20 protein-coding genes are annotated in these 23,065 nt (G+C 57.3%); 11 read left to right on the top strand and 9 right to left on the bottom strand.

Annotated features, from left to right (window positions below; all coding sequences use genetic code 11):
- Window positions 1–25: 25 nt before the first annotated feature.
- Window positions 26–841 (bottom strand): DNA-binding protein, encoded by an 816-nt coding sequence (locus tag HWV07_RS11420; protein WP_178334424.1) that lies wholly within the window; start codon window positions 839–841, stop codon window positions 26–28.
- Between the two features lie 699 nt (window positions 842–1,540).
- On the opposite strand from HWV07_RS11420, the gene HWV07_RS11425 reads away from it, so the two are divergent.
- Window positions 1,541–2,008 (top strand): hypothetical protein, encoded by a 468-nt coding sequence (locus tag HWV07_RS11425; protein ID WP_178334425.1) that lies wholly within the window; start codon window positions 1,541–1,543, stop codon window positions 2,006–2,008.
- A 219-nt stretch (window positions 2,009–2,227) separates the two neighbouring features.
- On the opposite strand, the gene HWV07_RS11430 is transcribed toward HWV07_RS11425, so the two are convergent.
- The 5 genes from HWV07_RS11430 to HWV07_RS11450 all read right to left on the bottom strand — a co-directional run bounded on the left by HWV07_RS11430 (window position 2,228) and on the right by HWV07_RS11450 (window position 6,694).
- Entirely contained in the window at window positions 2,228–2,728 is a 501-nt protein-coding gene (locus HWV07_RS11430) for a VOC family protein (protein WP_246279754.1), read from the bottom strand.
- 199 nt (window positions 2,729–2,927) lie between these two features.
- Window positions 2,928–3,308 (bottom strand): DUF1428 domain-containing protein, encoded by a 381-nt coding sequence (locus HWV07_RS11435; RefSeq protein WP_178334426.1) that lies wholly within the window; start codon window positions 3,306–3,308, stop codon window positions 2,928–2,930.
- 184 nt (window positions 3,309–3,492) lie between these two features.
- On the bottom strand, window positions 3,493–4,419 hold the full coding sequence (locus HWV07_RS11440) for an ArdC-like ssDNA-binding domain-containing protein (protein ID WP_178334427.1): 927 nt from the start codon (window positions 4,417–4,419) through the stop codon (window positions 3,493–3,495).
- Between the two features lie 347 nt (window positions 4,420–4,766).
- On the bottom strand, window positions 4,767–6,113 hold the full coding sequence (locus HWV07_RS11445) for an MFS transporter (protein ID WP_178334428.1): 1,347 nt from the start codon (window positions 6,111–6,113) through the stop codon (window positions 4,767–4,769).
- Window positions 6,110–6,694, bottom strand: coding sequence for a PaaI family thioesterase (locus HWV07_RS11450; protein ID WP_211694113.1), 585 nt, complete (start codon window positions 6,692–6,694; stop codon window positions 6,110–6,112). Before HWV07_RS11450 ends, HWV07_RS11445 begins: the two co-directional genes overlap by 4 nt.
- A 117-nt stretch (window positions 6,695–6,811) precedes the next feature.
- Here HWV07_RS11450 and HWV07_RS11455 point away from each other — a divergent pair, with 117 nt between their 5' ends.
- Window positions 6,812–7,552 carry a helix-turn-helix domain-containing protein gene (locus tag HWV07_RS11455; protein ID WP_178334430.1) on the top strand — a complete coding sequence of 247 codons (741 nt, stop codon included), beginning with the start codon at window positions 6,812–6,814 and terminating at the stop codon, window positions 7,550–7,552.
- A gap of 242 nt (window positions 7,553–7,794) precedes the next feature.
- Here HWV07_RS11455 and HWV07_RS11460 read toward each other — a convergent pair whose 3' ends face one another.
- A complete protein-coding gene (locus HWV07_RS11460) occupies window positions 7,795–8,154 on the bottom strand; it encodes a winged helix-turn-helix transcriptional regulator (protein WP_178334431.1) in 360 nt (119 codons plus the stop codon).
- A gap of 218 nt (window positions 8,155–8,372) precedes the next feature.
- Here HWV07_RS11460 and HWV07_RS11465 point away from each other — a divergent pair, with 218 nt between their 5' ends.
- The 3 genes from HWV07_RS11465 to HWV07_RS11475 all read left to right on the top strand — a co-directional run bounded on the left by HWV07_RS11465 (window position 8,373) and on the right by HWV07_RS11475 (window position 11,379).
- Window positions 8,373–9,161 carry an NAD(P)-binding domain-containing protein gene (locus HWV07_RS11465; protein ID WP_211694115.1) on the top strand — a complete coding sequence of 263 codons (789 nt, stop codon included), beginning with the start codon at window positions 8,373–8,375 and terminating at the stop codon, window positions 9,159–9,161.
- Between the two features lie 611 nt (window positions 9,162–9,772).
- The gene (locus HWV07_RS11470; protein WP_178334432.1) at window positions 9,773–10,957 is read left to right on the top strand and encodes an outer membrane protein assembly factor BamB family protein; all 1,185 of its coding nucleotides are present in this window, start codon (window positions 9,773–9,775) and stop codon (window positions 10,955–10,957) included.
- Window positions 10,954–11,379, top strand: a complete 426-nt coding sequence (locus tag HWV07_RS11475) for a hypothetical protein (protein ID WP_178334433.1) — start codon at window positions 10,954–10,956, stop codon at window positions 11,377–11,379. Before HWV07_RS11470 ends, HWV07_RS11475 begins: the two co-directional genes overlap by 4 nt.
- 288 nt (window positions 11,380–11,667) lie before the next feature.
- Here HWV07_RS11475 and HWV07_RS11480 read toward each other — a convergent pair whose 3' ends face one another.
- Complete coding sequence (locus tag HWV07_RS11480) at window positions 11,668–12,126, bottom strand: hypothetical protein (protein WP_178334434.1); 459 nt, start codon at window positions 12,124–12,126, stop codon at window positions 11,668–11,670.
- Between the two features lie 648 nt (window positions 12,127–12,774).
- On the opposite strand from HWV07_RS11480, the gene HWV07_RS11485 reads away from it, so the two are divergent.
- From HWV07_RS11485 to HWV07_RS11510, 6 genes are all read left to right on the top strand, one after another.
- Window positions 12,775–12,978 (top strand): hypothetical protein, encoded by a 204-nt coding sequence (locus HWV07_RS11485; protein ID WP_178334435.1) that lies wholly within the window; start codon window positions 12,775–12,777, stop codon window positions 12,976–12,978.
- A gap of 1,091 nt (window positions 12,979–14,069) precedes the next feature.
- Entirely contained in the window at window positions 14,070–14,321 is a 252-nt protein-coding gene (locus tag HWV07_RS11490) for a HalOD1 output domain-containing protein (protein WP_178334436.1), read from the top strand.
- Between the two features lie 222 nt (window positions 14,322–14,543).
- Window positions 14,544–14,807 carry a HalOD1 output domain-containing protein gene (locus HWV07_RS11495; protein WP_178334437.1) on the top strand — a complete coding sequence of 88 codons (264 nt, stop codon included), beginning with the start codon at window positions 14,544–14,546 and terminating at the stop codon, window positions 14,805–14,807.
- 283 nt (window positions 14,808–15,090) lie between these two features.
- A complete protein-coding gene (locus HWV07_RS20120; RefSeq protein ID WP_425487788.1) occupies window positions 15,091–15,423 on the top strand; it encodes a DUF7344 domain-containing protein in 333 nt (110 codons plus the stop codon).
- Window positions 15,424–15,937: 514 nt separating this feature from the next.
- The gene (locus tag HWV07_RS11505) at window positions 15,938–16,240 is read left to right on the top strand and encodes a HalOD1 output domain-containing protein (protein ID WP_178334439.1); all 303 of its coding nucleotides are present in this window, start codon (window positions 15,938–15,940) and stop codon (window positions 16,238–16,240) included.
- A 1,001-nt stretch (window positions 16,241–17,241) separates the two neighbouring features.
- Entirely contained in the window at window positions 17,242–21,327 is a 4,086-nt protein-coding gene (locus HWV07_RS11510; RefSeq protein WP_178334440.1) for a peptidoglycan recognition protein family protein, read from the top strand.
- Between the two features lie 139 nt (window positions 21,328–21,466).
- On the opposite strand, the gene HWV07_RS11515 is transcribed toward HWV07_RS11510, so the two are convergent.
- Complete coding sequence (locus HWV07_RS11515; RefSeq protein WP_211694330.1) at window positions 21,467–22,726, bottom strand: phage NrS-1 polymerase family protein; 1,260 nt, start codon at window positions 22,724–22,726, stop codon at window positions 21,467–21,469.
- Window positions 22,727–23,065: the final 339 nt, after the last annotated feature.

The following is a 23,065-nucleotide window of genomic DNA, read 5'->3' on the forward strand; positions in this document are numbered from 1 at the left end:
GAAAAGAAGAGCGCCGGCTACGCGCTCACCACCAGGCGTCCCGCTCGGGGAAGTGGACTGTTGATCGTCCGGTGAGCGCGAGTGACGGTCGGCCCTGATACCAGCTCACCGCCGCGTCCCTGATGCGCACCTGCTGGCCTTCCTCGAGAGGAGGTTGGCCCGAGTTGCGCCATACGGTAACCTTAGTACGCCCAGTCTCGTCTTCGAGCAACCCGACTTGCTGCATACTTGGATGGGAAGGAATCCAAAGCTCGGCGACTGTAGCCTCAACGTCGACCCACTGGCGACTAACCTTCTCCAGCTTCCCGAGCGCGACGATCGACCCTGGCGCCGCCTGGACGTCCTCGACGAGGTCCAGCACCGCATCCTGCATCGACCGCCCGCGAACTACCCGCGCCGCGAGTTCTCGCTCGATGGCCGCGAATCCGAGCCCACCGCGACACTTGCCTTCCAGCCGGTGGGCCTGCTTGTTGACCTCCTGCCGTGTCTCCTCATCTAGCTTCTCACGAGGATCAGCCTCGCTGGAGAGCTCACAGTGCTTCGCATGCGTCATCTCGCGGCAGAGCGCTTCACGCCGACTCGTCTGTTGCCGATCCTCGCGTTCACGCGTCCGGCGCTTCTCGGCTTCCCGCGCCTCCCACTTCTCCTGTGCCTCGAGCGTCATCCCGTGGGGTCGCCCCTGCTTGTCGGCCGCCGCAACTCGATCACGAACGTCCGAGTCGATCTTCGCCTGCGTCTCCAGCTCCACCGTCGCCTCCAGCTCCGGCTGCTCGTCGACCGCGTGCTGTTCAACGTCCTGTTCGACCGCGACCTTTTCACAAATCGAGTTCGTATCTGACATTGAAGTTCAACCCCTGAAGGCGCTCACGAGCGTCCGACCCCCGCGATGCTACCACATCGCGGTTTTCCACGAACACGACCGACCAGTCACGACTGCGCGCTCTCGCTCGCGTCTTCGCGAGCGCCCCTTCGGGCGCGAGCGAGAGCGCGCCCGAGACGAGGACACAGCCAGCCGCGCGCGGCGACCGGGCCAGCGCGCCCCGTCCAGCGGAGTAAGCGTTCGGGGTGAGCACCAACTGGAGCGCAACCCCGGTCGCTTACCCGCTGGCGCCGAAACCAGACGCCCGGCAGCCCGCCCGCCACCGCAGGCGGGCAGCCCGGAATGGTCGGTCGCGAGGGCGCGCTGGCCAGCAGCGGCGAGCGCGGCGAGCCGTCTGCGACACACCGACCGTCCAGGTGGCTCAGCCAGGCCAGCTGACTCACCTTCTGGCCCACACCGGGGTGGCGTCAGGTGCCACATACCGCGACAAAAGCCCCCCTGGTGGAATGAAAGGACGAGGCGCGCTCGCGTGCAGTTCAGTCGCCTCAGCGACCCCTCTCCGACTGGAGTGAGGAGATGTCGCTGAGCGACCGCGAGCGCGCCGAGGGCTTTCGAGAGGAGGCTTACAGCGCAGTCACGACGGGGAGTGACCCACCCGATCGGTTCGTACAGGACGTAACGTGAGCTATCGTTAAGCAGCTACCAGCCGTACCTCGTCCAATGACGGCTGACTCCAATCCAGTACTCGGGCGATTAGATGCGCTCGTCGGGGAGTGGGAGATGCAGATGTCGATCGGGGAGCAGACACTCTCGGGTGGCCGGGCGACATTCGAATGGATCGAAGACGGGGCCTTCCTCGTGTATCGCGGGGAGGCAGAGGAAACGTCCGAACTGGCCGCTGAACTGGGTGAAAACTCGCCGCTCCCGACCGTCTCGATTATTGGGGTGGACGATGCCACCGAGCAGTTCACGATGCTCTACTCGGACGCTCGTGGCGTGTTTCGCGTGTACGAGATGACGCTGAACAGCGGGGAGTGGGAGCTCTGGCGGGACGCACAGGGATTCGCCCAGCGGTTTACCGGGACGTTTTCCGACGATGGCGATACGATTACGGGCACCTGGGAGAAGTCCGAAGACGGGAGTGATTGGGAACACGACTTCGACCTCTCGTACGTGAAAGTCGGATAGCGAATGTCACCGAGAGACCCGACCCGTCTCAGCGACGCAGGAAGATGTTCCGGGGTCAAGGGAGTTGGAGCTACTGTATTCTTCGCAAACTCGTTCCATCATCTGAGTTCGTCTCATTGCGCTGGAACCCTTCTCACCTCCGATGGCGGCGAGCGAGGATAATCGTCCGTGATATCGCAGCTAGTCGCCGCCAGAGATGGAGGCGAAGAACCGTCCGGTCTAACTCGCTTCCTCGACGGCAATGTACTCGGCAAGCTCGACTATCAATCCTTCAGGACCGCGGATATAGCAGAGTCGATAGGTGTCCTCGAAATCGCTGACCTCGCCGACCGTGTCAAAGCCTTTGTCTCGCAGTCCGTCGATGATCGTGTTCAAGGCCTCGACCTCGAAGGCGATGTGCCGGAAGCCCAGTCGGTTCGCCGGCCAGGCGTGTGCGCCATCTGTATCGGCTGGCGCATGGTATTTGATGAGCTCGAGCTTGCCGCTGCCATCCGGGATTTCTAACATCACCACCTCCGCTCGGACGCCATCGAGCCCGTTGATCTCGTCCACCGACTCGCCCTCGACCAGCGCGTCCCCCTCACGCTCGAAGCCCAGGTCGAGGAAGAACGCGGCCACGGCGGCAAGATCATCGACGACAACACCCACGTGATCGAAACGAAGCATCCCCATATCATTCTCTTCAGAGGTGTTCGGCAGTATTGAGTCTATAGCAGGCATCTAGGTCCCTCAGCGGGGCAATGCCTCCCCGCCTTGTCACCCAGCAGTCGACGATTCGGGGACCTGGAACCAGGCACCTCAGAGTGCGACCACCACGAGGAGAAACATCACGGGGACGTTCACGGGGGATAGGAGGCGGGCGACGACCGAGCCCGGGAGATTCGCGGTACGTGCCGATATGCACCGTTGGTCTCGTTCGTCAGTTTTCGTAGCTGACGATGGAACGGAACCCTCCGTACGACATACGCTCCGTGTCGAAGGGCATCTCCCCATCGAAACCGTCAGGATCCATCGCAGGATCATCCATCACCTTCGCGTTCACTTCGTCGCGGTGGTCCCGCGACTCGAACACGATAAACGAGAACACGACCGTTTCGTCGGCACCCGTTTCTGCAAGTTGCGGAAAGGTCACCATCGACATTCCTTCCATATCGGGCTCCATGTCGTCTCCGACCCCTTCGAAGTACTCGAGAGCACCATGCTCAATCCACAGTTTCCCCGCCCCGTCGGCCATTTCACGGTACGCATCCAGGTGGTCGTTCGGGACCGGAATGACGAAGCCATCGACATAGCGCTCCATAACCCCGATAGATAGGACGCGAGAGGATTTGAGCATTTCTCCCCAACTCACCTCTCCCAACAGATATCGGTCCGTTGAATAGAGCTGCTATTTCTCTCACGCACCTTCGAACACGATTCAGCAATCCCTGTTCCGCTCCGAATCTGATACCCGCTCTCGGTATTCTACTATGTTGCCTCTCAGTTCAGTTTGAGAGGCATTCGAGAATCTGCTGGCTGGTGTGACTGATGCGCTGGAGGCGATCTCGAACGACCTCCGAGTCATCGGACTCCCAGGCTGCGAGGTAGAACGCTGACCCGCTCATGTCGAGATCGAAGTAGCGTCCGACGACGTACGCGACCGCCTCGGCTTCGACTTCCCGCTTCACCCGTTCGGCCTCGTTGTCGACGCCGAGATGCAGCTGGGCGTGGGCGTACTCGTGGATGAGCGTCCCAGCGAGGTCGGCGTCGTTCGACCGGGCTTGCACCTCGACCAGCGCGTCCGCATCACGGCCCTGCAACGACCTGCAGACGCCCTTCGCCTCACCGTGTGACCACTCGGTCGTCGGGACGATTCGAACGTCTACATCGAGCGTTTCAGCCGCCTCAGTAAGTCTCGAGACGAGGTTGCCCGCGTCTCCTTCGGCTGCGGTATCCAGCTCCGGCAGCGGCTCGCCCTCGGTCTGGGAGACGTCGAACACCGGGGCTGGATTGAACCCAACAAGCCCCTTCGACCACTCCTCTGGCGGCGTCTCGTCGTAGTCACAGTCGCTGTCCTCGTGGTAGCTCCACGAATTCTCGCATTCGGGACAGCGTTTGGCGATGATCGGCGCCCAGATCCAGATCGCCGACTCACCTTCCTTCACGTGGCGATCGAACTCTTCCTGCCACGTCCGATAGCCCGCGACTTTCGTCGCCTCCGGACATTGCTGTTTGATCAGCAGTGTGTTTCGATACGAGTAGTCGTGGAACCGGCTCTGGACGTCGAGCCACTCCTGGAACGTCTCGCTGCCCTGAGCGTCATCGACTGCCTCGACAAGCTCGTCAATCCATGCTTCGATCGTGCTATGCATCTCCTCGGATCGTGTGTCGGCTTCCTCGAACGAGGCCGACGCGTCGCTACTCGTAGCCATGCGGATCTTCGGATACGGGACATTACGACCCGGTTAGTTCAGAGCGCCCCGCACCCGTCAGGGGCGAGAAAAACCGACTCGTACTGCGCACTGGGCGAGGGATTCGTCGCGGAGACCCACTCGATACGGCCCAGGAGACAGCACCGTCCTACAGTGGGGTTCTGCTTTTCTGGCTTGTTGAAAGCCTCAGTAGCTGATAGGAATGGTGTGCTGCGTACAGAGAGTGGATACAGTTGGCGACCACGGTTTCTTTCAGCCCATCTCCATCAAACCACCCTGTCGCTCGAACCTGCTTATAGACCGATTGGTTTTCTGCCAGCGCTCTATTGAATCTGAAGAATCTCGCTTCATTCTGATCCGGAAGATTTTGATTCGTCGTCAAGTCGCCGCATCGTCCAAAACGCACATACAACCATGAGGAGTGAAGCACCAGCTGCAAGAGCAAACCCAATCCTGTATCCCGTCTCCGTGTACACGCGCGCTCCATTGATCATGTTCCCTGTCCAAAATGTATCAAGTACGGCTCCGAAGAGGACCGGAAAGACAGCTGCACCAAACCATCCCATCGAGTTTATCGCTCCCATGGCGGTCCCGGCTGCAGAGGGGTTGAATTGCTCCTTGATAACGGTGAACGCGAGAACGCCACCGCCCCCCATAAACCGCGTGATGAAAAACAATGCCCCGACTACGTAGAGGGCTACCGTCCCAACCACCGCAAATGTCACCCAAATCGTCGAGATGACGAGGACTGCACCCAGAACCAACGGCATCCGTGTCTCCAACCGATCCGAGACGACGCCAAAGACGACCGGTCCGCCCACCCAGCCGATCCCAGCGACGAGCACGTAGGTTGAAGCCCGGGTGATAGTCAACCCATACGACTGCACGAGATACGGAATCCCCCACAGACCGAAGATAGTGTAATCAATGCCGATCCCACAGAATAGAAGAACGCCGAGAAGCCACGTTGCAGGCGTCCGGAGCACCGCAGCGAGGTTTGATTTGATGTCTGCAACGCTTTGCGTAGGGGCCGGCGGGACGCCGTCGATCTGGGAAAGGCCGGCGTCGCTTGGGGTGTTTCTAACAACCAGAAAGACAGCGACTGTGGCGAGAATCCCGGCGATCCCAATTCCGAATAACGACCCGCGCCATCCGATTCGACTCACAGCAACTGCCAGCGGGGTCGTTGCGAGGATTCCTCCCAGGGCGCCGACTGTGAGCGTCAGTCCAGACAGTGTCGCAAATTCGTTCGCTCGAAACCAATTCGCACAGAAGCGGAGTATCGCCAGATACAGAACGCTCGCCCCAACACCGAGAAGCGCCCTTGCAGCGAGGGCCCAAGCATAGGAGGGGCTGAGCGCGAATACTACTGATCCGACGCTCATGGCGAGCGTGCCGTACACCGCCGTTTTCCGTGATCCGACGTAATCAGTGAAAATTCCCGCTGGAAGTTGAAGCGCAGCGTAGAGATAAAAGAACGACGAGTGCAGGAACCCTAACTCAGCACCGCTCATCTCGAACGTTCTGACGAGGGTTTCGGCGAGAACACCCATTGACGTCCGGTGCAGTCCAACGGAGAGAAATGCGAACGCCAGGACAGCCCAGCCGATCCACCGACGGTGAGATGGATTTGTCCATATCTCAGAAAGGGTCGATTGCTCCGCTGAACGGATGGAGGCAGAGTCCTCGCTCATCGACCTTCAGCGGAGTCGCCTCGAAGCGTCAAACAGGTACTCTGTAGATGTGCAACGAGTTCCCCCTCCGGCCCGGTGATGTCACATGTGACCACCCCCACGGTTCGCCCGGCGTCCATAACCTGCGCCGTGGCAGTAAGCGGCTCTCCCCAAACAGGCCGCCGGAACTTCACGTCCAATTCAAGCGTCGTGAACGATTCATCATCAGCGAGCGTACTCGCATAGGCTGCGCCCATAGCCAAATCGCCGATGTCACAGAGCACGCCACCGTGGAGCGTCCCCATCGGATTGGCGTGTTCGGGGCCGGGTTCGAACGTAACGACTGCTTCGCCGTCATCAACGGATTCCAATTGAAATCCAAGTAACTCTGCGATTGGCGGATTCGTCTCTAGCGGATTAGTGTCCGTCTCTGCGTCTCCGTCGTCACGGTTCGAATAGGCGCTGATGGACCGTTGCAGCTGTACGCGGTCGGTAGCGAGAGATGCGAGGGTGTCCGCGACTGTCTTGTCGTCTTCCGCCAGTTGTCTGTATACGTCAGCGGGTATTTCTACTTCCACGCTGCGGGTGTCAGTATCGTTCACGCCGTATTGTTGGGGGAGATACCACGTGAATATTGGTTCGTGCATGCGCAACTATTGGTTCCAATTCATCAGCCAAGCACCCGAAGCGACTTGTAGAGTCGAATTCGAGTACTGTACATGCACGAATATATTCTAGCAGCCAAGTACGAACAGGGTGCTGATCCACTCATGGACGTCTTCATCTCGTATCCAGAGCTTGTTGGTCGTGCGCTGCGGATTGCGGGCTCAACTGCGGGATTCTGGCGTGTTGACCGATTCGTCGGGCCAGAAGAGGCGCTTGATGAAGTAGAGCGGGTGATGACAGATGCGTCAGTGTGCAGCGAGTGCCTCGGTGAGCATCCTGGGTGCAGTATCGATGGCGAGTATGAGGTGGTTGCAGAGGAGAACGGGAGTCGGCTCATCTATGCGTACACATCGGGCGGGAGCTATTGCCACTCCATCCCCTTCATGACAACCCGGACGGTCGGGGATGGCGCATTGTTTGACGCACGGCGTCGAGAGAACGTCTATGAGTGGCGGGTCCTCCTCCCGGGTGAAACGAGGGGAGGCGAAATATTCGATCAGTTACAAGACGGGCTTCCAGAAGGGGTAGAACTATCGCTTAGTCAAGTTGGTTCTCCATCGACCTGGCCAAGTCCCGATTTCTCACAGATGACTCTCCCATACGAGCAGCGTCAGGCCATCGAGACAGCCGTTGAGTGTGGGTACTATGAGACGCCGCGAGAAGCAACACTTGCGGACGTGGCGAGTGAGCTCGAACTGCCGAAATCGACACTTCGGTACCGACTCCGTCAGGCAGAACAGTGGCTGACAAACTCGGCATTTAGTGATGAGCGGAGCGATACTATCAATACCTGATACAGGCGGAGTTAGAGACGCTCTGTGGTGTAGTTGAAACAATCTGAATGCGAGTTATTACTGGACGAGAACCGTCTACTTCCTGTTTGATAGTACCCCTATTGAGGTTTTAGTGATTGTAAAGAAGCAACTGCACGTGTTCTCGTATTACGTTCTGCCGCTAATGACTAATCTGTGGACTCCCTATACTGACCCAGTCCGACCAGGTTTTGAGAATTCCAACAGAGCCGAACTACTGATTCTCAGGAACACTCAAGTTGATCAGATCCGTGCCGTTCCATCCATGTCTCTAGTCCTCGGAAAACTGGCGTGAGATCGTTTACCATTTCTGTTTCTTCGTATTCTACTCGTGGAGGAATTTCGTCGTACTGTGTACGTTCAAGAAACCCAACTTCGACAAGTTCATCGAGTCGTCGAGAGAGGGTATTCGGCGAAAGTTCGAGCGAATCTTGGAGTTCGCCGAAACGGATCGACTGCTTGTCTGTAGTGACAACTTCATTGAGGATTGCTAAGGTATGTGCCTTCCCAAGAAGTGAGAAGAGCGTACTCTCATCAACCCCTTCACCCCGTTTTGGCTCTTGGCTTCCTTTGCCCTCGCTCATAGAGCTACTACGAAATTCGTAGTATTAGATGTTCCGAAGAGGAGTATCCTCAGCTGAGGATACCACAAGAGGAGCGAGCCACGTACTTCAGGTTTCAATTGCAACGGGTAAGAATTGATGAGTTGATCCCCTCACTTCCACTCTCGGTAGTAGCAACCAGACTCCTAACTTGGTAGCTTTTCACGTCCCCACTCATAGGCTGGAACGGGAGATTATTGATGAAAATCGGAATGATTGGCGCAGGGAATGTCGGGAGTACAGCCGCTCAGAACTTCGTTGAAGCAGGCCACGAGGTTATGATCAGCAATTCTCGGGGGCCAGAAACACTCACCGATCTCGTTGACAATCTGGGAGGCAACGCTCATGCGAGGACCGTCTCTGAAGCAGCCGATTTCGGCGAAGTCGTCATGGAGGCGATTCCGTTCAATGCATACAAGTCCCTCCCTGCGGACACTCTCAGTGATAAGATCGTTATCAGTGCCTCAAATTATTATCCGGGGCGGGATGGACTGGTCGAAGGAGGGAAGACACATACGGACCTCGTTGCGGATCATCTCGAAGACTCAAGAGTGGTCAAGGCATTCAATTCTATTTATTGGGAAAATCTCCGAGACGGACAACGGCTTGAGGCCGATCCGGATGATCGTTTTGCGATATTTATCGCTGGGGATGATGATGAGGCCAAAAGTGTAGTTTCGAGTCTTATCGAAGATATTGGATTCACTCCTGTGGATACAGGTCCACTTACTGAGGGAGGCCGTCACATACAACCGGGTTCGCCGATCTATACTGGCTCACTGACCGCGAGTGAGGCACGGACACGGTTAGCGGCACTCAAAGCGACTGTGGCTGCATATGAACACGGCTATTATAGCCCCTCGCAGGAGGTCACAATCCAAGAACTGGCTGATGAATTAGATATGAGTGAAGAGTCTCTCTCAGAACATCTTCACCAGGGGATAGAACAACTCATCAGTCAATATCTCAAGTCATTCCCCTTTAGTTAAGACTCACAAGTTCTCCGGTTGAAGTCTCTGCCGTCACGGGATTCACCAGAGCCGAGCTGGCCAATGAACTGGATATGAGGATCGGACAGGTGGATGGCTACTCCGGTAACGCTTTCACCTATACCGACCGAATCGGGGAGGGAGAGTTCCAATGCGACGAGACTGAATTAGCTGTTAGAACTAGCCTGCTTATTTACCGGCCCGAACAGTCGTTTGCATTAGAAGTTAAACCATGGAGTATTATGCGCAAACGCTTCTCGGAGGCATCTGGGTCGTGGTCGGGTCTTGGTTGCTGTTCTTAGGGTGGAGTTCGCAGTCCTCTGCTTCCGTTTTTCGTACGTCGCTCTCCGTAACGATGGGCGTGATATTGATTCTGGGTGGTTCGGCACTTCTGCTCCACGCTCACGGCTTTGGTCAGGATGAATGACCGACTTGCGCCCTGTACCAACCGATGCAGATTCAGCACCTTGAGACAAGGTAATTGATTCGATGACGTGAGACCCCAAAGTATGTCGCTCTTGTCGAACCCGGGTCAGGTACTTATCTCGTGTTTTCACTCTCATGTTGGTGTGAACGCTACATTTATATGATTCTCATCTGAACGATGGAAAATGGTTTATTTCACTCGTCGCCAGTTTCTGGCAACCGGCGGGATATCGGGGGTCTTCGGAGGTGTTCTGTCGAAATTCGGCGACGCCAGTCATAATCCAGTGGAGGCAGAAGGCTGGCGTCACCCCCAAGCGACGCCTGGGAACACGGCAGCAACAGATGATACGGGTCCACAGACTACTGCTGAAGTCCAGTGGCAACTCCAAATAGATACTGCGGCACAGTGGCGGTTCAGCGGGCTGGCTCACCACGAGGATACGTTGTTCGTTCCGACACATAATCGACTGCTGGGCGTGAGTACCGACGGCGAACGTCGCTTCGTCTCGGAACCCGGAACCGAACGGTGGCTCGGTCCGGATGAAGAACGGACACAGATCGACAGCGACCCCCGGGTCTTCGGGAAATGGTGTTTCGTTGCGTCACAGGCCGCCCTATACGCATTGGATGTTACTGACGGACGCCCACGCTGGCGCTACGACGTCAACAGTAGCATCGATGCTGTCGTTCTCCTGGGAAACACCCTCTATCTCAGTGCGCTACAGGGCTCTGAACACGCGCTCCTCGCGATTGGAGCAAAGGGCGGCGAGCAGGTGTGGCGTCGAGATGGTCGACTCGTACCGGTGGCCGCAACGCCAAACGTTCTCGTGGCAGCGACCGAACAAACCGGGACCCTCCGGGGTATCGATCCGGCAACCGGAGACCAGCTCTGGCGGAGTGAGCTACGTGTCTCGGCAGCATCCCTGCAGGCTGCAACTGTCGCGGTGACTGATGAGATGCTCTGGCACGTCCGGGGTGGGGTGCTGACAGCAGCCGATGCCGGGACAGGAGAGCCACGCTGGACGTTCGACCTGGATGGGGATGGATCCGACCGCGGAGATCGTCTCGCCGTCGCCGACCAAACGTACGTCCTCGAGGTCGATGCCGAGCGACTCTCGGCCATCGACCCGAATGGTGACCGCCAATGGTCTCGACACCTAGCGAACCCAAGCCGGGGAATTGCGGTCGGTGGCGAGACGATCTACGTAGCGACACAGACTGGCTTGGCAGGAATCGATTCGGCGACTGGTGAACAGCGTTTCCGCGTCAGCCCGGCACCGACGGGTGGTGATGGTGTGACGCCACTCGTGACCGACGACTCCGTCTATGGGGTCTCCGGCGATACAATCTACGAGGTGAGTGAAGCATGATCGACCCGGAAGGCGAAATAGCGGACGCGCTCCGGACCCTCTGGATCTGGTTTCTCATCAGCCCCGCTGTCCAGCCACTCGTGATGCTCATCTCCGAACTCGGGTTTCGCCTCGGCGTTTCCGTTCCAGACTGGATTGGAATCGTAGTCACCGGTCTCATCGCAGGCGCCCTCGTCGGTGTCGGGGAACGACGATATGGCCGCCTGGTACTCGTAGCGTGGATGACGCTAGGCCTGTGGCTCGGCGCGATACGTGTCTTCGGCATCAGGGATACCGATGTCTATGGCTCACCTCGACTAATCCTGGCCAAACTGTTGCTCTGGCTCAGTGCAATCTCGGTCGCTATCGTGGTCGCCTTCTATACCAACGTCAACATCAGCGAGATCGCCACTGACAGTAGCTCCAATACAGATCGGGACTGACCAACAGAATCCTCACGTCTCCTCGATGTTTCTAGTCATCAGCAATCGGCGATGGAGACTGCAAGCAATCTGCCTACGAAGAATCCCTAGAAGTTGATTCTGAGTTCGTCGGAGTTATCACGTCGCGTTACTCTAAACCCCTACAACGACTTAATCACTTCTCCAATCCTTCCGCCGAGTACAGCACTGCAAACGCACCATATATTCTGCAAGGGCCCTGAAACGCATCGTTGATTGGGTGATTTCTACAGTACCGTTTTTCTCGATGAAGGATTGGAAGTGTCGAAGTTACGAGGTCAATTCCTGGAGCAATATCTTGATCATCCCAATATGGCCGACTGCGTTGCCATTGGCAGCGTACTCTTGGAATCGTTCGGGATAGAGAAATGCGAGTACGTCACTTGGGCTGAGGATTGCTGCCGCCCAGAAGGGGACTGAGAGCAGAACACGTCCAACTGGTGCTGCAGCGAGCGCTACGTAGATTGTGACAGCCACAGGGAGCCAGAAGAGCAGTGGTGCAACTCCCGTAAGCCGGACGCCGTGTGGTGGGAGATCGTACGGCGAGTGGAAAATCACCGCGACAGGAAATACAATGTCGAGTCGAAGAATCTCCAGCTCGCTCGACCAGATTCTACCCACGATCCAATGGGTGCCCTCATGGAGAGTACTGGCGATCATGAAAACTCCGATAGACATTAGCAAGACGATGACGGTAGAGTAGGCGTATTGAAAGAGCAGACCCATCATTTTCATCCGCTATTTCTGTATCAATATAAAATAGTTCGGTTCAGATGCGGGAAGCCCCTCATCAAATCCCAAAATCCGATGGAATACAAGAGACAGTCAGCGCGGTCATTGGTCGCCTGCACTGCTACGCCGCTCGATTTCTCGATGACTCGCGCCTCTTAGGTGTCGATGAGTAAGGGTGTCAGAGAGTAGCCCGAAGGGGATGGTTGGGAGATGATGAGGGGCGGGGGATTGCCCCCGACCCTGGAACGGGGCACGTTCCGTTTTCATCATGAGCTATGACACGATGGGTGTCATCTGAGTCAGATGGATCGTGTCGATTAGGCTAACTCTCTACCCGTCAGAACCTGTCCATCTGACATCTCCAAGTTCGAACGGGCGAATTGTTGTACAAGAGAAGTTCGATTAACTTCTCGCCCTAACAGTGTAGGCGGAACAAGGGATTTGAGATTGCTAGATACGAACCATTGATTCAACCCAACAGTAGATCAGGAGAGTCTGGACAGGCCGATTCGTATCCGTAGATGAGACGCATCCATAGATACGATAATATTCACATTCTGTATCACGCAGTAGCCCTTTACCTTGGGTCGATGGAACATGTCTATGCGGGTTCACTTCGAAGACGTCCGAGGTAACCAGGGGACGATGGAAGAGGACTTCTCCCTTGTGGACTACGAGGGACCCGACATGTGGCGCGTTCGAATCGAGGACACCCTGAATAGCTTCGACTCCGAGGCGATGATAGTCCTCCATGATCTCGAGTCGACAGAGCGAGCGGAGAGCCTGGACAGGCTGGTGGAACTCCTCCCGGCGTACCCGCTCATCGAAACGGCAACCCTGGAAGAGTGAGAATGGTGAGACGCTGAGAGACAGTAATAGTAGACCTCAGAGACCTACCAGACGAAGGTTACGTGATAGCTTTTTACCAGCTAGCAAATCGAGTTCGCCGAGTGCCTTACCCTGAAGGCGGACACTCTCCCAGTATGGCTTGCGCCGAATGTGAGCGAAGTGACAGCGAGCCGGTGAACGTCGCGTATACAGATGGCACCAGAGAGCTCGTCACGTTGTGTGCTACGTGTCGCAGTGCGTTCGAACAGGGTGGGTTCGTCACCGAGGTCTCGGTCGAGAATCGCCAAACCGTATAGCGAACCTGGTTGAGTTATCCACCCATTTCGGGGAGTGGACCGGAAACGGGTGTTCTGCGTTCATCCCGAGACTCACGTTCGATCCGGTCGAACTCGGTCGTCCCACAGTTCGGGCAGGAAGTCCAGTGCCGAGGCTCTGGGTCGGGGCCTGCTTTGGCCTGGAGAACGAACGTGCAGTCTCGGCACTCAACGTAGTCGCTCATATGTCAGCGAACGATGGGATGCTGCATAGGAATCCTGCCTAATATATAATGTTCATTGACGGTCGGAACCGGTGAGAGAGATGGGACAGCAGTGGGGGTGGGGTGGGGATGCAATTATGGCTCGGCATTACCTGCTGTCCATCTGTCGATTTGAGGGGTGGAAAATAACAGTTTTGTTCCAGGAAACATAGTACAGGAGCCAGCAGAGACGTGAATAGTAACGCTACGTCAACGGACCCCAACCCTGGCTATAAACGTTAGCTAGATGTCAGATAGATAACCAGGCCACACTTTATCGATTCCCAGACATTGGATGTGGTCGAATAGATGGACATCACGCTCGGGTGCGACTGTGGAGGGAAGATATCAGAGACGACTCGAGACGACAATCCGAGTTTCAATCTGGAGTGTAGTGAGTGTGGAGCGATGTACGCGATCACGATTACTCCCCTCCGCCGTGGAGGAGCCGAAAAGGAGTAACCTCGGCCCACGCCTGGATTGTTCTCCCCGACGTTACCCCCCTCTGTTTGCCTCTATTTCCGGATTGTATTCGGAGAAATCTATAAGCCATTCTGTTATTATTTGGTTAGATATGGGTGACTCTGTGCTAACACGCTCCGGAGGGACAGACTCGCTGACAACCTCGCTGATCCTGGAGATTGCAGAAGAGGAAGGTGTAGACCCGATCGAGCTGTCTCCGCCACTCAATACCGTCATAGATCTTGACGGGCTGAAGGCACTCTTCTGTGATTCAAAGGATGGCTTTGTCCGGGTGGAATTCACGTACGCTGGCCATCTCATCACGATAGAGGGTGATGAGAACGTGCATATCGAAGTCGCTTAACACGCCACCCAAGACAGGAGTGTAGCGGATGCAAGGAGTCCGTCTCCTCCCGTAGGAATCGAGGAGTACGATTCCAGACCCAATGAGGAAGGCAGCTGGCCGGATTGAAACTCGGCTAACCTCGAGGCCGCTTCCTGAGTTTGAAGAGGTCGTCGACTAAATATTAGTAAATTCTAGTAATATTCAATTTAGATTATGCACCCAACCCACACAAGGGGGTATATGGGGTCAGAGACGCTCCAAGAACACGGTTCGACCGAGTCGGTCGTTGTTACCATCCTCTCCGAGATCGCACAGCGAGAGGGCGACCCACCAGAGGAACTCTCCCCACCATTGTACGACGTGATCGACCCCGACGTACTCGAAACGCTGTTCAGCAACCCCAGCTACAGTGCATCACGAGACACCATCACCCTCGAATTCACGTACCTCGACTATCGAATCGCTGTCAGGGGCCCGGATGACATCGAGATTAGCGCCGTCTGAAGCGATAAATCGACTCGTGTAAACGAATCCCAACTCGTGAATCTGGGGAATCTCCTCATCAGGAATATCAGATAGCCGTTTTGGAGAGTGTAGAGCGTATATTGGTGATATCCACCATTCCATAATCGACTGTCCGTTCCACGTTTCGCGAAACAGAGTGGAACCAATCTAGGCGATGGTTGTTGCTACACCACATGTTTCCAGCGCAAAGACGCTAATAGTACCCATATCGGCATCGCAGAAATACGCTGGTAACAATCTGTGCACAGATGCACCTGGTCGTATGTCTCCCCACAGTTCACCTGAAGAATCCCTAGCGGTGAACGATCTGTTAGATACGCTATCACATCATATCCGGCGTGAGGTGATCTACCACTTCGAGCAGACGACTACTGATACGACAGTGACACTCGAGGAACTCATCATGCACATCGAATCCGAGGTCGAGTTGACCACTCGAGAGGAACTCGAGGTATCACTGCCGCATGCCCACCTGCCGCACCTCGAAGCGCGAGGCTGGCTCGAGTTCGACCAGCGGAATGAAGACATCCAGTACTACGGCCACGACGACGCTGAGGAATACCTTGGCGAGCTCACCTCGATTTTCACCGACTGACTACGTGAACAATCAGTGGAATCAGCTATCGGCATCCTGCTTTCGGGCGATGGCCTTCGTTCAATCACCGTTGGAATGTCATCGGGAGGCGGTTCACGAAGGCCACATCCTGTCTCACGGATGGCAGCGAGGAAGTATCTGTGCAGGTTGAGTTTCAGCCTGCCCCCCTACGTCACGATATGGAACGTTTTGCACCGCACTTTTCACGGACTCGCCGTTCGAGATGCACAACCAACTCCGCCGATTCGTCTCTACGAACAAACACGAACGGATGCTGCCGTGGACGAAGGACGATAAATCCGGTAGCGGCGCATAAAGGACAGTGGCTCCGACTTTATCCAGCCAAGAGCATGATGTGAGTATGACTTAATCGACGACCCGGCTCCAATCGACCTCTTTCAGGCCAGTCTCCGGTCGACAGCGATCTTTGAATCCATCCAGATGCAGGGATAATTTATTATCCGGCCACTGCCCCGACACTACGGTTATAGCAGCGTTTCCCAAAGAGGCGGATATGCCAGAAACGGAGGGTGCCATCCCTGATCGAGTCGTTCATCGTGTCGCTGAAACGCAAGGACGAGACCCGTTGGAACTCCCGATCTTAGAGGATGTTATCGATCCGGATGCATTAGAGACGGTCATCGAGGAGATGCCGACTGGAGAAGTCTCGTTCACCTATGCAGGCCAGGAGGTCACGATCACCAGCGACGGCGAGATCACGCTCGAAGACTCCACTGTCAGTACATCCCCACATCTGATTCAGGTAGATGATAGTGAGCCGTCCAAGGGCTATCAGTCATCCTCACTGAGTGAGTAACCCTGACGGTGGAAGCACTTGGTGGAGTGAAAGGGCGAGATGGGTTCACGACGCAGCAGAGCCGTCTCAGCGACTCCTATCCGAGCGAAGTAGGGATATCTCGCTGAGTGACCGCGAGCCGCACCGAAGGCTTTCAAGAGAGTGCTGACCGAGCAGTCGCACCGTCCGGGGACCCAGCCGATTTCGTAGATATCTATAAGAGATTTTCCGCGATGGCTGTAGCGTAATGGGTGTCCAAGTGAAATGCCCTGGCTGTACGTCATTGTTCAACGCCTCCCACTGGGAAGACACGGTTGAGTGCTATCGGTGTGGGGCATTGTTTGACCCCAAGAAACGCACTGTGGCTAACGGATAGTTCCCCGTTTCGAGGGCCGGCGACTACCCTCGGTCACTCGAACTCAGTGAGATCGACCTGTGTGACCTCACAGCCACAAACAGCGCAGCCGCTGTGAGGCTCTCCAGCGTGTAGGTTTCGACAGCTAAGACATTCGTACAGGTGTCGGGCCATATCCCCTACATCGACTTGCGCCGTATTAGAGGATGGTCACATAGCGGATGTGGTCTTGATCGATCCCACCACTAATCGAATCAAGAAGACTATCGCCGGTACTTATTCGAATACCCACGCCCGTTTCAAAGATGGTCATGGGGGTTCGTTACGCTTTGCAGCAGTGAGCACGACCAGTCGCTTGCGGCACACCTACGCGTCAACTTGGGCCGACTGGGTAGATGATCTGCACGCAGAATCGAACGGGGGCAGGTGCAACCAGCTTACGACGACGATGAACCAAATGACGGAAGACGCCCTTGGGGGCAGTTTGAACGGCTACCGACTACTACACCGGTTTCGAGAGGGAAACGAAGGAGCCGCTACTCGTACCCCGAGTTAGAAGCCACGCCAGAGGCTCCCCGTAGGGAGCCACAGGTAATTCGGCGTAATTACGGTTAATATCAATACATCATACGCGTACGGTTAAGACCAAATAAAACATTTGAGTAGCATGTCTGGGGAGAGCTTCACGCAGATCCACTACAGCAACTTTCTGAAAGGCGAGCACGCAGATCTGAGCACTAGAGATGCTCTCGGGTCGAGTGTCGACCGGCTCGTTGGGGTCGATGACGATGACGTCACTGCATTGGCCCGACTGGGAATCGAAACGATTCATGACCTGGCGACTGCGCCACTGTTCGAACGAGCGCGCGACGTAACGATGGCCGCCGCTGGCAATGCATCGCCGATGTCCAACTACGGATACGCACCAGCGAGTCTCGTAACAGGTGATGAACCCCGGGATGTGACCGAATTGGTCAACGAGGACATAACCGCCATAGCCGGGACTGAAGACGGCGTGGGGGCGGAACTGATAGAAGCGACCGGACTACAGACGGTCCGTGATTACAGCCACTGGTCCCCATTCGTCGCTGCGCGGTCCATCCTCGAGCAATTCGGCGGTGGACAGCTCGATCCCGATAGCGACCAACCGCCAGCCGAGCTGCAACCCGTCGCTCGACAGTATAACACGGAGAAAGTATTCTACGAAAAGGTATTCCTGGACGATGTCCTCGAGATGTCGAATCCGGACACCAGTGGTAGGACCATCGGGAATAGAGACATCGTCTGGCCAGGCCACGTGTTCTTTCCGGGTGAGAGAGATACAGAGAGGGAACGTGCCGACAGCTCATTTCCGATACAGATAGACGGGTCAGAGACGCCGAATGGATTCGAGAAGCCCGCTATCGGGGCGGTACTGTCGCTCTCTCAGTCGTGGACTCCAGAGGGACTCTCGCTTGGGAACTTGCTCCACAGTACGTCACTCGCACCCGGCGAAATGACCCGGATGGCAGTATTAGACTGGGAACGCCGTTCCAGCGCCTCGACTGACGAAGACATCTCGCAAGGCGAACAGCTCTCCAACACACAACGACGGTCGCGAGCCATCGACGAAACCCAGTATGCGACAGCCACGGAGTTCACTACCGGGAGTTCGACCATTTCGAGTGACTCCGAATCAGGCCAATCCAGCGGGAGCGCTGGGCTCGGCTTCTCCGGTGGGGGATTCACGCTCGGGGCGAGCGGGTCGACGAGCTCGGCGAGAACTCGGTCGAAGACGAGGTCGGTAAGTTCCTCAAGTGGCCGTCGCGGTCTCGCAGCGTCGATGGGGCAGCGGTTGTCCGACCTCACTCAGCAGAATGCATCTTCGACCCGATCTCGCCGAGCCTCGATCGTCAGCGAGGTGGGCCAATCCGAGAGCGTCGAGGCGAAAACGCGGGTGGTGACCAACTATAACCACATGCACCCGCTGAACCTCCACTACTACGAGGTCGTCCAGATGTACCGGACCGAGGTTGGTCCCGAGGAGGCCGATCCGGTCATTTACATCCCGTTCGACCCCATCGACTTCAACCAGCAGATAGTTCGACAGCACCGCTCGGCCCTGCTCGATGCAGCGATCGATACCGATACGCATCGATTACTTCGCAATGCGTTCGGGAAATCGAGGGTCACGCTCAGCCAGGACCTCTCGCCTGACGAGCTATCGGACACCGCTTCAGAAGAACGCGTCTACGCCCGGATCGGCGTAGAGGGGTCACTCGGCGACGGTGAGTGGTCCGTGCCCTCCGACGCCGAGATTACGAGCTTTACCGCGCCGACAGGAGACCCCACGGAGAAGACTATCGAGACGGTCTTTATCGACCGGCACGGAGCTGACCGACTTGAGATCGACCTCTCGAACGGGAATACATCCGTCCCAGACCGACTCGCGTTCAGCGATATCAGACAGGTTTCGGTCGCGTTCGATGAGGACGCCGATACGAGCAACGTTGACCGATTCGAACTGAATCTCAGTGTCACATGGGAAGGCGAACAGGACTCGCTTATCATCCGTGGTCGGTGGGACGGACAGGGTAATGCCAGTTCGTGGCCACTCTTGCACGTCGACCGGCCGATCGAGTTCACCGAGCTCGTCGACACCCTCATGGACGACCAGTTGTACTACAGCCAGGCAGTCTGGGCCGACCTTGGACAGGAGACACTGGCTCTACTCCTGAAAGACGTGCCCCTGCTGGGGCGGAAGATGGCTACGGAGCTCATCGAACCGACACCCGTAGCGACCTACGGGAACCTGGTAGGATTCCCGCTGGTCCTCCCAGACCCGAAACCGATTGATCAACTGTCAGAGGCGACCCGGGAGGCGATCGACACGACGCTAACAGAGACGCTCGAGGGTGCCGATCTGCGGGGTGAGCCCGTGCGATACGGCTTCGAAGGGTTCGTCGGGGACACCGAAGCCGATCAAACCTTACTGACGCTCGTCAACTGGTGGGGTGAATGGCGCGACCGGAACTACGACCCCATGGCCATCGACGAAGAGATGGTTGCCCTCCCGAGCGAGGGGGTGCACATGGAGGCCGTCCTCGGCCAGGCGAATGCCGCCGAGAAGCTGGACATCACGCGTTTCTGGGACTGGCAGGAATCGCCAATCCCGTTTGCAGCGACGGAGATTACGCCGGTCGATACCGGCTCGCGTGCCACCGACGATCAGGTGACGCCGGGATCACTCGACGCCCCCATCGTCAATATCCAGTCGCCGCAGAGTGCACCTGATCCAACGGGCGTTGGCGCGATCCTGAATGCCCTATCGACAGCGGACCTGTTCCGTGACATGGCCGGGCTCGAACAGACAGCGGCGGTGACACAGAATGGCCAGCAGGCTACTAGCGACGCCGCAACCGATGCTATGCGAACGACGACGGCCAGTGCGACCCAATTCGGAGAGATAGCAGGGAAAAACTATCGTGCGGACCTCCAGGCCGAGGTCGATAAGGTGCGAGCGCTCGCCGGACTCGCCGGAGCTGCTGATGGGTCCGGCGGTCGGACGACCAGTACCAACTCCGGATTCGGTGCACTGCTCAACGAGACATCGAAAAACGCCCCTCAAGCAGCCTCGACGGCCGGTGAACGAAGCGATGGGGGGCCGAACAGCTCAACAGGGGGTGCCTCCGGCAGCGACCTCAGGGAGGATATGCTTCGATCGAAAGGTGATCCAGTTGGGAGAGCAACCGACGCGGTTTCTCGGTTCGATGACACAGAGGAGTGGTATCTCCAGAATGCGGTCGCTGGCGATGGTGCTGGCGAGGCCGAAGACGGGGAAGCCGATACGGAAGCGATTCCGACGTGTTACACGAACGTCCCGGAGTCGGAGTCGACGCTCGTCCTCGACGAAACCGAACACTCGGTTCCCGACCTCGAAATCACGAACTGGAAGAACGACGACGTTCTCCACTTCACACCACCGAGGATAACATGCCGGAGCGCTGACGATGTCAACGAGATCATCGTCCACGAAACGGACTCGATGGCGTGGGAGGAGGATAACATGAACCGGATGCAGGACAACGAGAACAGCGCTGGCAATGACGAACCACTATCGGTGCATTTTGTCATCAGACGCGACGGAACTGTTGTTCAACACAACGACGTCATGCAGCGGCTCGTCCACGGCGGGCCCCACAACACCCATTCGGTCGCGATCGACATCGTCAACGATCCGGACCCGAAAGCAGAGTCGATCGTCACTGACAGTCCGGACGACTTCGTGACGACGAAGTGGAACACGGAAGCCGTCGCGATAGGGCCCCACAAGTACCCATATCGGCTCCCCACGCAAGCACAGATGAAGTCCCTTCACGGACTGGTTGAATTCCTCACGAGTCGGAGCGAAATCAGTATCCCGGTCACCTGGCCCGGCGTGGTATCCGATCAGCGATCGAACAGAAAAGACGAGTCGTTCTTCATGTTCTACAACGTCCCGTCGCTGAACAAGCCGGGTAATACGCCCGGTATTCTGGCACATGGCCACTACGGCGGCAGCGGCAGCCACATCGATGGGTACTTCGGGACCGTCTATCTCTGGCTGCGACTCACCGGCGGGCGATTCCACGACGCTGCATGGCAGAAAGCCATGGAGCTTTGTGAGGACGCTTCTTGGCCCGCTGACGGAGTCCTTCCAGCAGAAGTCAACAAGCGACCCGCAGTTTCGCTGAAGGACTCGCAGCCGACGCCAGAACCCCAGCCGGAACAATAAAACGAGTGAGAAGAGGGCATCACTCGATGCCAGATTGGGATTTCGTCGGCTAATCAGAGACCGACTCTCTTCTGTTGTTGGTACTGGAAATCGGAGTCGTCTGCCCAGCTAGCGTTGATCTAATCACTCGATGCGACAGCTACGTTTCGTCGCGACCCGAGAGGAGTTGCGTCACCCGAGACGACCACGAAGGCGCTGAATCGGAGTGCGTGGCCGCCTCGAGGTCCGCGGTACAGTCTGCGAGCGCGGCCTGCAGGCGACGCCGCTCGGCTTCCAAGTCGGCGATCTGCTGTTGCTGCTCAGCGACCGTCGTCTCGAGTTCGTCCACCTGCTCGGATAACAACCGGTTCTTCTCCCGCAAGAGCGCGCCCCGCTCGCCAGATACAGTCCGCCCCGACTCTCCAGTGCTGTTACGAGCGCTCTCAATCGTCTTCTGAGCGGCATCGTCGGCCGGCGGTTCGTAGAACTCGGTCGTGGTCTCGATTGCTCGCTCGACCGTCTTCTCGCCGTACGTCGAGCCGTCACCGTAGTGGACCTCGTTCCACTTCCCGCGATACAATCCGGACTGCCGGAAGAGCCGATCCATCTGCATCGCGTCACCACCAGTCCAGAACGCCAGCAGGCAACACAGCGCCATATCAGCCTCCGAGTGGCTCTCGTACCCGGCCGTATTCCCCTTCCACAGCCGCTCGAACTTCGAGCCGTTCGCGGCGTTCTTCGCCTTCTCCAGGACCGCCTCGTCATCGAAATCCGACCCAGGCCCACCCGACTCACTGGACGACGCGACGGCAGCGCCACCATCCTCGTTGGGTTCATCAACCGTCTCGTTTGGAGCATGCGCGTCCGTCTCGGCCTCCGCCACGTAGTCACGATGGATCGCCTTGAGGGCGTCCTGTCGACACGCGACACGCCGCGGCGTCTGCTCGACGTGGTCGCCGGTGACGGTGAAGTACCGCGCTGAATCGTAGAGCTCGACGGACCCCCGCCGGTTCCGCCCTTCAGGTAACTCCCCCGCAACGAGCACGTGAAACCCGGTGCCAGACGGGCTCACCTCGGTGTACGAATCCAGCCGCTCGATGATATCCATCGCTGTCTCGTCGACGTCACCCGACTCCGGATCGCGACAGTCATCCAGATCGACGCCAACAAATGGATCAGCATCCGTGAAGACGAACCCCACGCCTGCTGCTCGGCCAGCAGCCGCGTACTCGCGAGCTGCCTCGAACCCCGCCCATGTGTCGGCGTCCGTCGCCGACGCAAACGACCCCGACCCCGGCGTCACCGGAATCTTCGTCTGCTTCCCATCCCGCTGCTCGGTCCGCCAGCACACCCACTGCTCGCGCTCCAACAACCGTTCAGGGATCGTGTCCACGTCCAGCGACCAGTCACTGTCCGGCAATGCGACCACCTCCACAAACTGCGACAGCTCCACCCAACCTGATTATCAACATCCTGGCATCTGTCGCCAGTTCCGGCCCCTGCCGGAGCCTCCTACTCCCCCGCCCGTTCTTCGGGTTCAGCCGTGAGTATACTAGTTGGTTTCTGGAGGGACACTGCCAGGACACCGACGACGTCTTGCGGTTCTCCTGGGACGCCATCGATCGTGGGATGCGGATGTCCGTGCAACTTGCTGGGACAAGGAAAGTATTCCCCGCGTACATACGGTGATGGCTCTCATTCTGGCAGGACGACGCCTGCAATCCAGCCTGATTCAAGCCGTTCAGTACGACCGAGTCTG

It is taken from the genome of Natronomonas salina (genome assembly GCF_013391105.1).
GTDB lineage: Archaea > Halobacteriota > Halobacteria > Halobacteriales > Haloarculaceae > Natronomonas > Natronomonas salina.

Coding starts and splice junctions, on each gene's coding strand:
- HWV07_RS11475 (WP_178334433.1), top strand. CDS start 10,954: ATGATCGACCCGGAAGGCGAAATAGCGGACGCGCTCCGGACCCTCTGG.
- HWV07_RS20120 (WP_425487788.1), top strand. CDS start 15,091: ATGTCTCCCCACAGTTCACCTGAAGAATCCCTAGCGGTGAACGATCTG.
- HWV07_RS11440 (WP_178334427.1), bottom strand. CDS start 4,419: ATGGCTACGAGTAGCGACGCGTCGGCCTCGTTCGAGGAAGCCGACACA.
- HWV07_RS11460 (WP_178334431.1), bottom strand. CDS start 8,154: ATGAGCGAGGGCAAAGGAAGCCAAGAGCCAAAACGGGGTGAAGGGGTT.
- HWV07_RS11470 (WP_178334432.1), top strand. CDS start 9,773: ATGGTTTATTTCACTCGTCGCCAGTTTCTGGCAACCGGCGGGATATCG.
- HWV07_RS11430 (WP_246279754.1), bottom strand. CDS start 2,728: ATGCCTGCTATAGACTCAATACTGCCGAACACCTCTGAAGAGAATGAT.
- HWV07_RS11495 (WP_178334437.1), top strand. CDS start 14,544: ATGGGGTCAGAGACGCTCCAAGAACACGGTTCGACCGAGTCGGTCGTT.
- HWV07_RS11485 (WP_178334435.1), top strand. CDS start 12,775: ATGGAAGAGGACTTCTCCCTTGTGGACTACGAGGGACCCGACATGTGG.
- HWV07_RS11455 (WP_178334430.1), top strand. CDS start 6,812: ATGCACGAATATATTCTAGCAGCCAAGTACGAACAGGGTGCTGATCCA.
- HWV07_RS11490 (WP_178334436.1), top strand. CDS start 14,070: ATGGGTGACTCTGTGCTAACACGCTCCGGAGGGACAGACTCGCTGACA.
- HWV07_RS11480 (WP_178334434.1), bottom strand. CDS start 12,126: ATGATGGGTCTGCTCTTTCAATACGCCTACTCTACCGTCATCGTCTTG.
- HWV07_RS11505 (WP_178334439.1), top strand. CDS start 15,938: ATGCCAGAAACGGAGGGTGCCATCCCTGATCGAGTCGTTCATCGTGTC.
- HWV07_RS11420 (WP_178334424.1), bottom strand. CDS start 841: ATGTCAGATACGAACTCGATTTGTGAAAAGGTCGCGGTCGAACAGGAC.
- HWV07_RS11465 (WP_211694115.1), top strand. CDS start 8,373: ATGAAAATCGGAATGATTGGCGCAGGGAATGTCGGGAGTACAGCCGCT.
- HWV07_RS11435 (WP_178334426.1), bottom strand. CDS start 3,308: ATGGAGCGCTATGTCGATGGCTTCGTCATTCCGGTCCCGAACGACCAC.
- HWV07_RS11510 (WP_178334440.1), top strand. CDS start 17,242: ATGTCTGGGGAGAGCTTCACGCAGATCCACTACAGCAACTTTCTGAAA.
- HWV07_RS11445 (WP_178334428.1), bottom strand. CDS start 6,113: ATGAGCGAGGACTCTGCCTCCATCCGTTCAGCGGAGCAATCGACCCTT.
- HWV07_RS11425 (WP_178334425.1), top strand. CDS start 1,541: ATGACGGCTGACTCCAATCCAGTACTCGGGCGATTAGATGCGCTCGTC.